At 32.6% G+C, this 15,806-nt stretch carries 10 protein-coding genes and 2 pseudogenes; 7 read left to right on the top strand and 5 right to left on the bottom strand.

Translation table 11 applies throughout. The features are described 5' to 3' along the window. Positions 1-5 precede the first annotated feature (5 nt). The gene (gene rsmG / locus B3R94_RS09025) at positions 6-632 is read left to right on the top strand and encodes a 16S rRNA (guanine(527)-N(7))-methyltransferase RsmG (protein WP_280062133.1); all 627 of its coding nucleotides are present in this window, start codon (positions 6-8) and stop codon (positions 630-632) included. Positions 633-1,122: 490 nt separating this feature from the next. Next, positions 1,123-3,066: a DNA topoisomerase (ATP-hydrolyzing) subunit B gene (gyrB, locus tag B3R94_RS09020; protein ID WP_038332647.1), complete on the top strand. Its 1,944-nt coding sequence runs from the start codon at positions 1,123-1,125 to the stop codon at positions 3,064-3,066. Between the two features lie 81 nt (positions 3,067-3,147). Here gyrB and B3R94_RS09015 read toward each other — a convergent pair whose 3' ends face one another. From B3R94_RS09015 to B3R94_RS09000, 4 genes are all read right to left on the bottom strand, one after another. Further along, entirely contained in the window at positions 3,148-5,424 is a 2,277-nt protein-coding gene (locus B3R94_RS09015) for a cation:proton antiporter (protein ID WP_291100226.1), read from the bottom strand. A 98-nt stretch (positions 5,425-5,522) separates the two neighbouring features. After that, positions 5,523-6,167 (bottom strand): LytR/AlgR family response regulator transcription factor, encoded by a 645-nt coding sequence (locus B3R94_RS09010; RefSeq protein WP_291100223.1) that lies wholly within the window; start codon positions 6,165-6,167, stop codon positions 5,523-5,525. Between the two features lie 46 nt (positions 6,168-6,213). Further along, the gene (locus B3R94_RS09005; RefSeq protein ID WP_291100220.1) at positions 6,214-6,972 is read right to left on the bottom strand and encodes a sensor histidine kinase; all 759 of its coding nucleotides are present in this window, start codon (positions 6,970-6,972) and stop codon (positions 6,214-6,216) included. 96 nt (positions 6,973-7,068) lie between these two features. Continuing rightward, positions 7,069-8,691: an ABC-F family ATP-binding cassette domain-containing protein gene (locus tag B3R94_RS09000; RefSeq protein ID WP_038332655.1), complete on the bottom strand. Its 1,623-nt coding sequence runs from the start codon at positions 8,689-8,691 to the stop codon at positions 7,069-7,071. Between the two features lie 66 nt (positions 8,692-8,757). On the opposite strand from B3R94_RS09000, the pseudogene smpB reads away from it, so the two are divergent. Further along, positions 8,758-9,193 (top strand): annotated as a pseudogene (gene smpB, locus B3R94_RS08995) (SsrA-binding protein SmpB). Positions 9,194-9,259: 66 nt separating this feature from the next. Continuing rightward, a complete protein-coding gene (locus tag B3R94_RS08990) occupies positions 9,260-10,756 on the top strand; it encodes an OmpA family protein (RefSeq protein ID WP_291100218.1) in 1,497 nt (498 codons plus the stop codon). Between the two features lie 82 nt (positions 10,757-10,838). Here the strand turns inward: B3R94_RS08990 and B3R94_RS08985 are convergent, their stop codons facing one another. Then, positions 10,839-12,470, bottom strand: coding sequence for an ABC1 kinase family protein (locus tag B3R94_RS08985; RefSeq protein ID WP_291100215.1), 1,632 nt, complete (start codon positions 12,468-12,470; stop codon positions 10,839-10,841). A gap of 241 nt (positions 12,471-12,711) precedes the next feature. Here B3R94_RS08985 and rpsA point away from each other — a divergent pair, with 241 nt between their 5' ends. The 3 genes and pseudogenes from rpsA to B3R94_RS08970 form a co-directional block, all read left to right on the top strand. After that, complete coding sequence (gene rpsA, locus B3R94_RS08980; protein ID WP_291100212.1) at positions 12,712-14,547, top strand: 30S ribosomal protein S1; 1,836 nt, start codon at positions 12,712-12,714, stop codon at positions 14,545-14,547. A 96-nt stretch (positions 14,548-14,643) separates the two neighbouring features. Next, positions 14,644-15,108 (top strand): annotated as a pseudogene (locus B3R94_RS08975) (Lrp/AsnC family transcriptional regulator); the annotation flags it as partial. A gap of 12 nt (positions 15,109-15,120) precedes the next feature. Beyond that, on the top strand, positions 15,121-15,806 hold a 686-nt coding region (locus tag B3R94_RS08970; protein ID WP_291100209.1), incomplete at its 3' end, for an EamA family transporter.

Raw genomic sequence — 15,806 nt, 5'->3', positions numbered from 1 at the left:
CAATGATTGATTTAATTTTAAAATATTTTCCTGATTTAACGGAGAAACAAATCGAGCAATTTTCGAAAGTTGGTGATTTGTACAAAGAATGGAACGATCAAATCAATGTTGTTTCTCGAAAAGATATTGACGAAATTTATACGAATCATATTTTACATTCGTTAGCGATTGCAAAAGTGATGGAGTTTACAGACGGTTCTTCTGTTCTTGATGTAGGAACTGGAGGAGGTTTACCAGGAATTCCGTTGGCAATTTTGTTTCCGAATGTTCAGTTTCATTTGGTAGATTCTATCGGGAAAAAAATCAAGGTTGTAAAAGGTGTGGCTGATGGTTTAGGTTTGACGAATGTAAAAGCGGAACAAAAGCGTGCCGAAGAGTTAACAGATAAATACGATTTTGTTGTTTCTCGTGCGGTAACTGCGATGCCAAGATTTGCGGAATGGATTCGTGGAAAATTCAAAAAAGAAGGGATTAATCCTTTTCCAAATGGTTTGTTGTACCTAAAAGGAGGTGATTTGACAGAAGAATTAGCAGGTTTTCCAAATGCTGTTTTGTTTGATATTCAAAACTTTTTTGACGAAGATTTCTTCGAAACGAAGAAAGTCGTTTATTTAGAAAAGAAAGATATTTAATTTATAGAAATTATATACTTGAAAACCGAAATCAATTTGATTTCGGTTTTTTATTTTAACAATAATCTTGTTTAAACTTTCAAATAGTGATTTTTAATTATTCAGCTATTTTTCTTTTTTTTAAGGTTTAAAAATAATGGTATTTAAAGCTTTGACGTTAATAAAATTGAATAAGCGTAGGTTATAAATGATTTAATGAACGTATGTGAATTTTTAAATCATTATCGAAGTGTTGATAATTTTTAGTCAAAGATTTATAACCTTGATTTTTTTGTTTCGTTTTTTTATCAAGAAAAAAATGAAAATAAAAAGAGATTAAAGAGTTATATCACGTTTTGCTTAGTAAAAAAGTTTAAACACAATAATTATTGAATTAATCCAAAAATTAAATTTTAAAACGTTATTTTATCCAATACTTTAAGTTCTTTTTAAGAGGTTTTCTCGTCAAAATTGACTATATTTGTTTGTTTTAAAAAGTTAGAGACATATTATGAGTAATAACACATATACGGCGGATAATATCCAAGCGTTAGAAGGAATGGAGCACGTACGTCTTCGTCCATCGATGTACATTGGAGACGTCGGAGTTAGAGGATTACACCATTTAGTTTACGAGGTTGTTGATAACTCTATTGATGAAGCTTTAGCAGGATACTGTGATACAATCAAGGTAACAATTTTAGAAGGAAACTCGATTCGTGTCGAAGATAACGGACGTGGTATTCCTGTCGACTTACATAAAAAAGAAGGAAAATCTGCATTAGAAGTTGTAATGACGAAAATTGGTGCAGGTGGTAAGTTTGATAAAGATACGTACAAAGTTTCTGGAGGTTTGCACGGTGTTGGAGTTTCGTGTGTTAATGCACTTTCTAACCATTTATCGGCAGAAGTTTTCAAGAACGGAAAACAATATATTCAGGAATATTCGAAAGGGAAACCTTTGTACGATGTAAAAGAAGTTGGAACGACTGATAAAAGTGGTACAACAGTAACTTTTACGCCAGATGATACAATTTTCCAAGAAGTACAAACATATAACTATTCTACTTTAGCAAATCGTTTGCGTGAGTTAGCTTTCTTGAACAAAGGAATCAATATTGTATTGGTTGATGAACGCGAAAAAGATGCTGAAGGAAATCCTGTTACAGAAACTTTTCATTCTGAAGAAGGATTAAAAGAATTTGTTGAGTTTATCGACGGTAGCCGCGAATCTATTATGGACAAAGTAATCTTTATGGAAGGTGAACGCGATGGAATTCCAGTTGAGGTTGCAATGCGATACAATACATCGTATAACGAAAATGTACATTCGTATGTAAATAACATCAATACACACGAAGGTGGAACACATTTATCTGGTTTCCGTCGTGCATTGACACGTACATTGAAAAAATATGCTGAAGAAAACTTTAATCTTGCAAAAGAAAAAGTTGAAATCGTTGGAGATGACTTCCGTGAAGGATTAACAGCAGTGATTTCGGTAAAAGTAATGGAGCCTCAATTCGAAGGTCAAACGAAAACGAAATTAGGAAACTCTGAGGTTTCTCCTGCGGTTGATAAAATCGTGGCAGAAATGTTAACGAATTTCTTAGAAGAGAATCCAACAGAAGCAAAACAGATTGTTGATAAAGTAATTTTAGCAGCAAAAGCTCGTCAAGCAGCGAAGAAAGCTCGTGAAATGGTACAACGCAAAAACCCAATGGGAGGAAGCGGATTGCCAGGGAAATTAGCGGATTGTTCTTCTCGTAAGCCAGAAGAATCTGAGTTATTCTTAGTCGAGGGAGATTCTGCCGGAGGAACAGCGAAACAAGGTCGTGATCGTCATTTTCAAGCAATTTTACCATTACGTGGTAAGATTTTGAATGTAGAGAAAGCGATGGCACACAAAGTTTTGGATAACGAAGAGATTAAAAATATTTATACAGCTTTAGGTGTAACAATCGGAACTGAAGAAGATTCGAAAGCGCTTAATATTTCGAAATTGCGTTATCATAAAGTTGTGATTATGACCGATGCCGATGTCGACGGTTCTCACATCGCGACATTAATTTTGACATTCTTCTTCCGTTACATGAAAGAATTGATTGAGCAAGGACATATTTATATTGCAACGCCACCTTTATATTTAATTAAAAAAGGAGCGAAAGCAGAATATGCTTGGGACGAAAAAGATCGTGAGCGTTTAACTGCCGAATTCTCTACAGATGGTTCTGGTAAAGGAGTTACAATTCAACGATACAAAGGTCTTGGGGAAATGAACGCAGAGCAATTATGGGATACAACTCTTAATCCAGAGCACAGAACGTTGCGTAAAGTAACGATTGACAATGCGACAGAAGCAGATCGCGTGTTCTCTATGTTGATGGGTGATGATGTACCGCCTCGTCGTGAGTTTATCGAGAAAAATGCACACTATGCAAAAATTGATGTTTAATCGATTTTGAATGATATAAAACAAAAAATCCAGCTTTTCAGCTGGATTTTTTGTTTTACTTTATGAATCTTATAAAAAATGTTACTCAGAAATAATCAAAGTTGTTGGTACATTGGAAATCCAAATGCTTTTTGTTTCGATTAAGTTTTTCCAACTTTCCATACTAATCATCATTAAATCCATTTCATTTAAAAACTCTTTATCCAATTGTTGTTTATACGAAAGACTAATATGATTTGGTGCAATATTCTCGATACTACGAATAATTTCTTTTACTTCTGAATGACGTTTTGTGTAACCGCTTACATCTACAATAATAATTTGCGATTCGCTATTCGAGATTAATCGTTGAGCATATTTCAGTAAATCGGCATCTTTATTTCCGAAAAGAGGTAGAAAAACTTTTTCTGCTTTAGTAAAATTTTTGTCCAAAACAATTCCAACAGGAACTGTTGATTTGTTCAATAATTGTTTCGTTCTTTCGTTGAAAATTGAATGATCAAACATGTTTTCTTTTCCAGTAACTTGACCAATCAAAATATCTGGATCGATAATTTTTGTCGTAAATCCTAAAATATTTCCTAATAACGAACCCGAATAAATAGAATTTCTAACACCCATCAACATTAAATCGTAATCACCTTTTTGTGCAATATCAATTGTCTCAAAAACCATATCTGTAGAAACTTTGAACATTGTCGTTACATCTTGATGTAATTCTTTGGAAACCTCAATAATCGGTTCGAAAATTTCTGCTTCTCTATCTTCAAGATTGAAATGTTGCACTTCGCTACTTTTCATCACATGAATTGCCGAAACAAGTGAGTTTTCGTCTTGTTTTTTGATAAAGCTATTAGCTATTCGTAACAATTCAGCACCTTTTTCAGGTGTTTGAAAATCAATTAATATTTTATATTTCTGACTTTGACTAATTTCAGAAAGTTCATTTTCTATCTTTTGTTTTCGAAAAATCCAATTGATTAAATCTAAAGCTGGACCTGTCATAAAAGTTGTGACCAAAGCCATTATCACCATCATAGCGAAAACTTCTGGTGTTAAGACACCTAAATCATATCCAATGTTTAGCACGACTAATTCCATCAAACCTCGTGTATTCATTAAGGCACCAATGGTCAAACTGTCTCTCCAGTTTTGTCCAACAAATTTAGCGGCTACTGCACTTCCAACAAATTTTCCTGTTACAGCTACCAAAATAATCATTCCCGCAGTTTGCCATAAATGTGGACTATCTAATAATCCAATTTGTGTTCTTAAACCTGTAAAAACAAAGAACAGCGGAAGTAATAAAACCAATGAAACATCTTCTATTTTTTCGATGAATAAATTTCTAAATTTCACATTTTCAGGCATAATTGTTCCAGCTAAAAAAGCTCCAAATAATGCATGAATTCCTATGATTTCACTTAAGTATGAAGAAATAATTAAGACCAAGAAAAAGATTCCAATGATAGGTTTTGTAAGCGTTGTTTTGCTCGAATGTACGTCTGCAATTCTCTTTAGGAAAGGACGAACGAAACGAACCATCGCGATAACGTAAACAATTGCGAGTAAAATAACATACAATGAACTGATGAATGAGCCAGCTTTTACAATGGCGATAACCGCGGCTAATAAACACCAAGCCGTGATATCGTCGGCTGCAGCGCAAGTAATTACAATAGAACCTAAACGAGTTTTGCTAATCCCGCGTTCTTGTACAATACGAGCCAGAACGGGAAAGGCTGTAATACTCATCGAAATTCCGATAAAAAGGGCAAATGATAGAAAGTTAATTCCTTCTGGAGCAAATTCCATATAAATTAATCCAGCTAGAGCTAAACCAAGTGTAAATGGAATAATGATACTCGCGTGACTAATAACTATGGCGTCTTGTGCATTTTTCTTTAGCACTTTAAGGTCTAACTCCATTCCGATGACATACATGAATAGAATCAAACCGATTTGACTGATAAATTCTAAGTTTCCTAATGATTCTTTTGGGAAAAGATCTCCGAAAAATTCTGGGAAATGCATTCCAATGAAAGAAGGACCAAGGAAAATACCTGCAATAATTTCTCCAATTACAGTTGGTTGTCCAATTTTATTAAATATCCATCCAAAAACTCTTGCGGTAAATATAATGGTCACAATTTGTGCTAATAAAATAGCAAGAGGGTGTCCAATATTGTGTGTAATACTGTTGATGAAATCATTGAAGTAATTGCTTCCATTTGCAGCATGAACAACATGTTTTCCAGCTTCCATTTCTTCTGCTTTAATCACAATAAAATACATCATGATTGAACAAAGTAGAATGGTTATTATATAAAAAATAGAATTTCTTGTCGATTTTTTCATGGCGTTAATTTTCAACAAAAGTCAGAAATTAATTTACAGAAAAATATCAATATTTTTTAAACTTGAGTAAAATGTAATGAAATGGATTTTTTTTGTAATCAAATTGAAATTTGAGCAATAAAATTAGCTTTGTAAACTTCACTTAACACCAAATTAATTTCTTTATTTTCTTTTGATAAAACATCTAAAGTAACATTGTCTGAGTGAAAATATTTAATATGATGTAAGCTAATTATTTCTCGTTTATTGATGCGAACAAAATCTTTTTCGGGTAACATTTCTGACAATGAATCAAGTGTAATGTTTTTCAAAATCAAGAACGATAAATCTTGATAATAAACCACTTTATCACGGCTGTCAACACTAGAAGTTGTAATGTACAAAATTTGATTAAACTGCAACAAAATTTTTCCTTTATCCGAATTTAATTGTACAAAATTATTTGGTGTCGAAAAATTATTTTGTAAACGTTTTTTTACTTTGTCAACGGCTTGTTGTAAACGCTCTTTTTTGATTGGTTTTTGAATATAATCTGTCGCATCTAAATCAAAAGCATCAACAGCATATTCCTTATAAGCAGTGGAAAAAATAAACGGTTTTTCTTTTAATAAATTAGCGATTTGTAAACCATTAATTTTAGGCATTTCGATATCTAAAATACAAAAGTCAAAATCAAGATTTTCGATTTCGTTAATGAATAATTCAGGATCAACATAAGCTTTCACAACTTCTATGTCTTCCATTTGTTCACACAACATTTTCAGGTACTTTAACCCAAGAATTTCGTCGTCAATTAGTATGCATTTTAGTGTAAAACTCATGTAGATTTATTTTTAAGTTGGCTACAAAAATATCCTGTTCAATAGTTTTAGAAAGTGAAAAATCGTCGTCGTAAACCATTTTCAAGCGGTGTTCTAATGATTGACTTCCATGTCCGCCAGTTTCTTTTTTTAAACTATTTTTTGGAGAAATTTTATTCATTACCTGAATTTGAAATGATTTATTATTCAGTTCAAGCAAAATTTTTATAAATGAATTGGCTTGTTGAAAGTCGGTATGTTTAAAAGCATTTTCAATAAAATCAATACTTAATAAAGGTAAAATAATTTTTTCTTGATAATAAGGTGAAGTTTCATCAATTTTCGTTTTAACTTGAAAATCAAACAAAGGCGAAACTTTTACTTTATTAATTTCAATAAAGTTTTTAGTGAAATCTATTTCATCTTTTATCGTCACAAAATTGTCTTTGCTTTCGTACAAAATATAATCCAATACATTAGCTAATTTATCAATAGTATAATAGGTTTGGTACGCATTGGATTGAATCGAATTGAGAATATTTTTGAACAAATGTGGATTCAATTTTGCTTCGTATGACTCTAGTTTTAACTCGTCAACTTTTGTAGATAAATTGTCTAAACGCTGCGTTTGTTCATGACTTATTTTTTTCTCAGATTTTAATGAATTGATCAAATATGTAATCATAATGATTAGAAAAATAATCAATGCAATAATGAGATAAAGTAATATGGTAGGAAGTTGAATCATGCGAAAAATTCTAACTCAAAGATAGAATAATTTATGAATAAAAAAATCCAGAAAGTAGAACCTTCTGGATTTTTAGAAATATTGTGAAAGAAATTATTAAGCGTAATATTTTGCTTTTAATTCTTTTACTTTTGGATCATCTAAGAATTCATCATACGTCATATAACGATCGATGATTCCATTTGGAGTTAACTCGATAATACGGTTACAAGTTGTTTGAATCAATTCGTGGTCATGAGAACCCATTAAAATTGTTCCTTTGAAATTAACCAAAGAGTTATTTAATGCTGTAATCGATTCTAAGTCTAAGTGACCTGTTGGTTCGTCTAACAATAATACGTTTGCGCGTAATAACATCATACGAGAGAACATACAACGCATTTTTTCACCTCCTGATAAAACAGAAGATTTTTTAAGTGCTTCGTCTCCTGAGAATAACATTTTTCCTAAGAAACCACGCATAAATTCTTCGTGACGTTCATCATCTGATTCTGTATATTGACGTAACCAATCAACCAAGTTGATATCTTCTTTGAAGAAATCTGTATTATCTAAAGGTAAATATGCTTGTGTTGTTGTAATTCCCCAAGTAAAATCTCCAGAATCTGGCTGAGCTTTTCCTGAAAGAATCTCAAAAAATTGAGAAACCGCTTTCGAGTTGCGAGAGAAAATACCAATTTTATCACCTTTTTTCAAGTTGATGTTCGCATCTTTAAATAAAACTTCTCCATCTACAGAAGCAGATAAATTGTTTACTTCTAAGATTTGATCACCAGCCTCACGCGATTGTTCCCAGATAAGTGCTGGATATCGACGAGAAGAAGGTTTGATATCTTCGATATTTAATTTCTCGATCATTTTTTTACGAGAAGTCGTTTGTTTTGCCTTAGCAACGTTAGAAGAGAAACGAGCAATGAAATCTTGTAATTCCTTTTTCTTTTCTTCAGCTTTTTTGTTTTGTTGCGCACGTTGTTTTGCAGCTAACTGAGAAGACTCGTACCAGAATGTATAGTTACCAGAATATAGGTTTAATTTAGAGAAATCTAAATCACAAATATGCGTACAAACTGCGTCTAAGAAGTGACGGTCGTGCGATACAACGATTACAGTATTCTCGAAATTACCTAAGAAATCCTCTAACCATTGAATTGTATTAACGTCCAATTCGTTGGTAGGCTCATCTAAGATTAACACGTCAGGATTTCCAAATAAAGCTTGAGCAATCAAAATACGAACTTTCGCTTTATTATCTAAATCTCCCATTAATGTATAATGCATATCCGAATCAATTCCTACATTCGATAATAATGTAGCAGCATCAGATTCTGCATTCCATCCGTTCATTTCTTCATAAACGACACCTAATTCTCCTGCTTTGATACCATCTTCTTCAGAAAAATCTGGTTTAGCATATAAAGCATCCATACGTTCTTTAATATCGTATAATACTTTATTTCCACGTAAAACAGTATCCAATACTGTATATTCGTCATATTTGAAGTGATTCTGTTCTAAGACAGACATACGTTTTCCTTTTTCAAGACTAACTTGTCCTGAAGTTGGATCGATTTCACCTGATAATATTTTTAAGAAAGTAGATTTTCCTGCTCCATTGGCACCAATTATCCCGTAACAGTTGCCATTTGTAAATTTTATATTAACTTCGTCGAAAAGTACACGCTTGCCGAATTGAAGCGATAAATTAGAAACATTTAACATAATTTTTGGTATGATGTTTGTTTGACCTTCCGGCAAAGTTACAAATTTTAATTGGAATAAAATAAAGTGCAGAAAGAAGTTACGATTAAGAATAAACGTGCAAGGTTTGAGTATGAATTATTAGATTCTTACGAAGCCGGCATCCAATTATTTGGGACTGAAATAAAATCTATCCGAATGGGAAAAGCTTCGATTACTGAAAGTTTTTGTCAAATGAAGGATGGAGAACTCTATATTGTTAATATGTTTATTGACGAATATGATTGGGGAACATACTTTAATCATAAAACGAGACGAGACAGAAAACTTTTATTACAAAAATCTGAGTTGCGAAAATTAGAACGCAAAACNNATTGTAGCAACCACGCTGTTTATAAACAACAGAGGGTTGGCAAAATTGAAGATATATTTGGCAAAAGGAAAGAAACTTTTTGACAAAAGAAATACAATAAAAGGAAAAGATTTGAAAAGAGATTTGGATAGAATGATAAAGAATTCTTAAATTTGTCTTATAATTGTATAAAAATTACATAAAATTTAATATATTTAAAACGCTAAATATTTGATAATGAAAAAGTTTAATCTATTATTATCTGCAGTAGTATTATTCCTAGCGGGTAATTCTTTTGTAGATGCTCAGAATTCTAAGAATCCTTGGGCAATTACAGTTGGTGCTCACGCTGTTGATCACAACTCGGCAACTGGACCATTCAACCAGTATTTTAAAACAGATAACTGGGATATAGTTCCTCCTTTATCTAAATTGTCTATTATTCGTAATTTAAACAGATCTTTTGATGTTGATTTAACTGCTTCTGTAGGTGAAGTTGACAATAACAGATTACGTGTTAAAGATGAATTATTCATCAATGCTGGTTTAGGTTTACGCTATAAATTAGCTAATGGTTATATCTTAAAAGAAGATTCTTGGTTTGATCCATATATCCGTGTAGGAGCTGGTTACCACAGATATGATTACACAGGATTAGAATTTCCATTAAAATCTTACTATGGAAATGGAAATGGAGAAGAGTTTACAATGTTAACTGAAGTTGAAGATTTAGAGAAAAACCATTTCGTAGCTTCTTTAGGTGCTGGTATGAACTTTTGGTTTACTAAAAACTTTGGTTTAAACATTGCATCTGATTATAACTGGCTACCAGCTTATGGAGGAAATAACTATTTTGACTTCTTTCAACACACAGTAGGTGTTACTTTCCGTTTTGGAAAACAAGATAGAGATAATGATGGTATTCCTGATGATGAAGATGCATGTCCAGACACTCCAGGTATCGCTACAGGTGATCCTGCAACAAATGGATGTCCAGATACAGATGGTGATGGAATCTTTGATAAAGATGATGCTTGTCCAACAGAATTTGGTTTAGCTGAATTCCAAGGTTGTCCAGATACAGATGGTGATGGTGTTCCAGATAAAGATGATGCTTGTCCAACAGTAGCTGGTCCAGTTGAAAATAATGGATGTCCTTGGCCAGATACAGACAATGATGGAATCTTAGATAAAGATGATGAATGTCCAACAGAATTTGGTTTAGCTGAGTTTAATGGATGTCCAGATACAGACGGAGACGGTATTCCAGATAAAGATGATGCTTGTCCAACAGTTAAAGGACCAAAAGAAAACAACGGATGTCCATGGACAGAAGTTCACGTAGCAAAACGTTTATCTAACATTTTATTCGAATACAACTCTGATAAAATTGTTCCTTCTTCTTACGAAGATGTACGTGTAGCAGCTCAAATTTTAAATTCTGATGATTTAAAAGCGAAAAACTTCTACATTGACGGACATGCTGATCAAAGAGGTAAAGATGCTTACAACAAAACATTATCTTTAAAACGTGCTCAAGCGTTAGTTAATATTTTAGCTGAAAGAGGTGGAGTTGATAAAGCTCGTTTAACTCCTCGTGGTTTAGGAAAAACTCAATTGTTATGTACTGAAAACACTGAAGAGTGTTACCAAAGAAACAGACGTGTTGAAGTATTACCTAGAACAGCGGTAGTTACAGAAACTAAAGTTGTGAAACCAGCTACAAAAAAGTAAAAATAATTCTTTGAATAGCTTACAATAGAAATAGCCACCTCATTGAGGTGGCTATTTTATTTTTATGAAGATTAGGTTTAAATTATTTCTTTCTAAAAACCAATATAATAATACAACTAGCAGTAAAGACAGATAACAAATAACCAATCCAAGAAAGTAGAGGCATATCCAAAACCATTGGACGAACAGTCGTATTCGCAAGCATACTTGCTCCAATTCCAAAAGCTAAAGTGAGAATGGCTAAAACAAGTTTATTAATGCTGTCTTTTATTAATTTTTGAATATTATCTATTTGATCAATCTTAAAATTTAAAGCCAATTTATCATTGTTTACTTTTTCAATTAATTTCAAGGTGTCTTCTGGCAAATCGTTGATTAAATCCTGAATATCTTTAAAATTATCAATTGCTTTTTTACTCAAATATTTTGGATGAAATTTTTGTCGAGCCAATTTTACGGCATAAGGACGCATCGAACGTTGTACATTAAGATCAGCGTGTAATTGTTGTCCAATTCCTTCTATAAGCGCAATTCCGCGTAGTAAAATGTAAACATATTCGGGTAATAAAACATGATTTCGCTGTAGAATATTATTGAATTTTTTGATGATAATTTGAACTTCTATTGTATCAACAGTATTATATTCTAAATAATCAAAAATATCTGCAATATCACGTTCTAATTGTTTTTCGTTTTCGATATAATGTTTAATTGCCATTTTTTTGAGTGAACGAACAATTCGTTTCGGATTTTTTAATCCAAAATCAATTACAACATTTTCTAAAGCCTCTTTTTCGTTGATGGCTAAAATTCCCATCGAACCAAAATCTATAAAAGCAAGTCGTCCATCTTTTAAAATAAAAATATTTCCGGGATGTGGATCAGCATGAAAAAATCCATCATCAAGTAATTGTTTCAAATAAATATCAAAACCTTTCTGTACGATTTTTTTCGGGTCAACTCCTAAAGCTTCTAACTGTTCAACATCATTTACCTTGAAACCTACTATGAATTCCATGCAAAGAAAATTGTTGTTCGAATAATCTTCATATGTTTTCGGAACATAAACATCTTTACTATTCTCGAAATTTTTTCTGAAACGTTCGATGTTCTGAAATTCATTGGTTAATGAAAGTTCTTTCAGAATTGAATTTTCAAATGATTTTTCGATTTCAGAAATGAATAATTTTTGAAGTTTCTCATATTTTTTTTCCAAAAAATGAACAATGTCTCGAATCAGGGCTAAATCTGATTCAATTATTTTCTGAATATTAGATCGTTTTACTTTGAAAACAACTTTTTCTCCATTCAACAAAGTGGCACGATAAACTTGCGAAATACTTGCAGCAGCAAAAGGTTGTTCTTCTATAAAAAGAAAATGTTCGTCTGGTTCTATTCCAAATTCATCTCTAATTTTTTGTTTGATGTCAATTTCTTCTGGCGGAACATTATCTTGTAATTTTTTTAGTTCTTCAACCAAAGATTCAGGAACCAAATCTTTACGATTACTCAATAATTGTCCAAATTTTATATAGGTCGGACCAAGTTCTTCCAAAGCCATTCGGAAACGTTGATTGAATGATTGGTTGAAAAATTCGGTATTGTGATCAGAATGAAACAAATCATTTCCGCGAGAAAGAATTTCTTCAAAACCATATTTAGAAACGACTTTTACGATTTTAGAAAATCGTTTTATTTTCTTTAGACTATCCATAAAGTTGAGATTCGATTACAAGTTACGAATAAACAAGTGTGTAATTTCTTTATAAAATCTTAAATTTCTTTGAGTTGAATCTAAAATTATTCCAAATATTAAAATATAATTGTTTATCTTTGCACTCGCTAAAATGGTTTAGGAATCAAGCGATTAATTATTAAGTTAAACATCTCTCGGTCATTTATTTGCATTTGAAGATTCCGAAATAAAATAGATTGAGATACAAATTTTTAGAATTATGTCTAAAGAAACAAAACAAGAGGAGGTACAAGAAGTTGTATTAAACACTCCAGTATTAGATGCGTCTGCTAATGCAAACGTAGCGCCAGAATCATTTGATTGGGAATCTTTCGAATCAGGATTAAACGAAGAAGATCGTAAAGAAAAAGCTGAATTAGAGCAAATGTACGATACAACTTTAGAAGACTTACATGAGAATGAAGTATTCAAAGGACAAGTTGTACGTATTACAGATAAAGAAGCTATCGTAGATATCAACTTCAAATCAGAAGGTGTTATTTCATTAAACGAATTCCGTTACAACTCAGACTTGAAAGTTGGGGATATTGTTGAAGTAATGGTTGATCAACGTGAAGATAAAAATGGTCAATTAATTTTATCTCACAAAAAAGCTCGTACATTAAATGCATGGGATGCTGTTAATAAAGCACACGATTCTCAAGAAATCGTTAACGGTTACATCAAAGCTCGTACTAAAGGTGGTATGATCGTTGACGTATTCGGAATTGAAGCTTTCTTACCAGGTTCTCAAATCGATGTTAAACCAATCCGTGATTACGAACAATTCGTAGGAAAAACTATGGAGTTCAAAGTTGTTAAAATCAACCCAGAATTCAAAAACGTAGTAGTTTCTCACAAAGCGTTAATCGAGGCTGATATCGAAGTTCAGAAAAAAGAAATCGTTGCTCAATTAGAGAAAGGACAAGTATTAGAAGGTGAAGTTAAAAACATCACATCTTACGGTGTATTCGTAGACNNCGTAGACTTAGGAGGTGTTGACGGTTTAATCCACATTACTGACTTATCTTGGTCTCGTATCAACCACCCATCTGAAATCTTAGAAGATGGACAAAAAATCAACGTTGTAATCTTAGATTTCGACGAAGATAAATCTCGTATCCAATTAGGTATTAAACAATTAGAAGCTCATCCATGGGATGCTTTAGATGCTGATATCAAAGTTGGTGATAAAGTTAAAGGAAAAGTAGTTGTTTTAGCTGACTACGGTGCATTCGTTGAGGTTGCTCCAGGTGTAGAAGGTTTAATCCACGTTTCTGAAATGTCATGGTCTACTCACTTACGTTCTGCTCAAGATTTCGTAAAAGTAGGTGATGAGGTTGAAGCAGTAGTTTTAACTTTAGATAGAGAAGAAAGAAAAATGTCTTTAGGTATCAAACAATTAACTCCAGATCCTTGGACAGATATTACAACTAAATACCCTGTAGGTTCTACTCACAAAGGTAAAGTTCGTAACTTCACTAACTTCGGTGTATTCGTAGAATTAGAAGAAGGTGTTGATGGATTAATTTACATCTCTGATTTATCTTGGACTAAGAAAATCAAACACCCATCTGAGTTTACTAACGTAGATGACATATTAGATGTAGTTGTTTTAGAATTAGACGTTGAAGCTCGTCGTTTATCTTTAGGACACAAACAATTAACTGAAAATCCTTGGGATAAATACGAAGCTAAATATGCAGTAGGTACAGTTCACACAGGTAAAGCAGTTGACGTATTTGACAAAGGTGCTACAGTACAATTCGAAGATGCTGACGTTGAAGCTTTCGCTCCAGCTCGTACATTAGAGAAAGAAGACGGATCTCGTATCAAAAAAGGTGAAGAAACATCTTTCAAAGTTATCGAGTTCAACAAAGAATTCCGTCGTGTAGTAGTTTCTCACACAGCTACTTTCCGTGAGGAAGAAGTTAAAGCTGAGAGATCATCTAACAATAATAACAACAATTCATCTAACACAATCGAAACTTCTACTTTAGGAGATATCGATTCATTAGCAGAATTGAAAAAGAAAATGGAAGAAGGAGGAAACTAATTCTCTAACCAAAATTTTTTAAAATAATAGAAAGGCTACTCATTTTTTGAGTAGCCTTTTCTTTTGAATAATGATGTTGTTTTATAGAATTAAAATGAATTTAATTTAGATGCTACCGATTTGAAAATCATGCGATTAATGCAAGATAATGCACGTATCAACAATGCAGACATCGCAAGAGAATTGGGAATGGCACCTTCTGGAATATTAGAACGTGTGAAAAAGCTTGAAAATAAACAAGTTATTTTGGCTTATCACGCAAAAATAAATCCAGTGGCAGTTGGACAAAAATTACTTTCGTATATGTTTATCAAAACCGTAGATATTATCGGTGATGAAACAGTAGGAAGACAACTTGCCGAAATTCCAGAAGTTTTAGAGGTTCATGATATTGCTGGAGAAGATGGTTATCTAATCAAAGTAAGAACTTCTGATAACGAAGGTTTGGTGGAATTGATGCGCAAACATTTGAGTAAAATTGACGGAATCACTTCTACTCGTACAACTATAGTTTTACAAACAATAAAAGAAGAACAAAATATCGTTATACCAACGATTTAAAATAGAGATTGAATGAAAGTGAATCAACCAAGTAAGTGGCTGATTATTGCAGCGTATTTCGTGGTTTATGTAGTTTGGGGATCAACTTATTTTTTTATAGATAAGGCTTTGCATGGTTTTAGTCCGTTTATTTTGGGTTCGTTTCGCTTTATTGCGGCGAGCACAATGTTGATGGGATATTGTAAGCTGAAAGGTTACAAGCTATGGGATAAACAAATTGTGAAACAATGTATGTTTACAGGGTTTATGTTGTTGTTTATTGATATGGCTGGGATTATTTGGTCCGAACAATTTTTGCCAAGTGGAATTGTTGCAATTATGGCAGCATCGGCAGCAATTTGGTTTATTGTGTTAGATAAACCGAAATGGAAACAAAATTTTTCAAGTATTCCTACGATTTTAGGTGTTCTGTTAGGCTTTGTTGGCGTTTTGATGTTGTTTTATGAGCAAACAACCACTGTGCACGCAGATGCTGATCAACAATTCTTAAATATGATTGGGTTGATTGTTCTTATCTTTTGTTCGATTGCTTGGACGTTGGGTTCTTTGTATTCAAAATACGCAACAGAAAAGCAGAAAAAAGAAGTTACAAAGCCAAAAGAGGATTTGAATATCATGGTCAAAACGGCTTGGCAAATGATTACTGCTGGAGTTTTGTTTAATACAGTTGCAATTTTCAATGGAGAATATGCTAATTT

The sequence above is a fragment of the Empedobacter sp. UBA7611 genome (assembly GCF_002484365.1).
Lineage (GTDB): Bacteria > Bacteroidota > Bacteroidia > Flavobacteriales > Weeksellaceae > Empedobacter > Empedobacter falsenii_B.
The sequence above is the reverse complement of the archived record's forward strand: the minus strand, read 5'-3'. Positions and strand labels throughout refer to the sequence as shown.

Bases quoted from the DNA above. Each gene is read 5' to 3' on its own strand.
- gyrB (WP_038332647.1), top strand. From the start codon at position 1,123: ATGAGTAATAACACATATACGGCGGATAATATCCAAGCGTTAGAAGGA.
- B3R94_RS09015 (WP_291100226.1), bottom strand. From the start codon at position 5,424: ATGAAAAAATCGACAAGAAATTCTATTTTTTATATAATAACCATTCTA.
- B3R94_RS09010 (WP_291100223.1), bottom strand. From the start codon at position 6,167: ATGGAAGACATAGAAGTTGTGAAAGCTTATGTTGATCCTGAATTATTC.
- B3R94_RS09005 (WP_291100220.1), bottom strand. From the start codon at position 6,972: ATGATTCAACTTCCTACCATATTACTTTATCTCATTATTGCATTGATT.
- B3R94_RS09000 (WP_038332655.1), bottom strand. From the start codon at position 8,691: ATGTTAAATGTTTCTAATTTATCGCTTCAATTCGGCAAGCGTGTACTT.
- B3R94_RS08990 (WP_291100218.1), top strand. From the start codon at position 9,260: ATGAAAAAGTTTAATCTATTATTATCTGCAGTAGTATTATTCCTAGCG.
- B3R94_RS08985 (WP_291100215.1), bottom strand. From the start codon at position 12,470: ATGGATAGTCTAAAGAAAATAAAACGATTTTCTAAAATCGTAAAAGTC.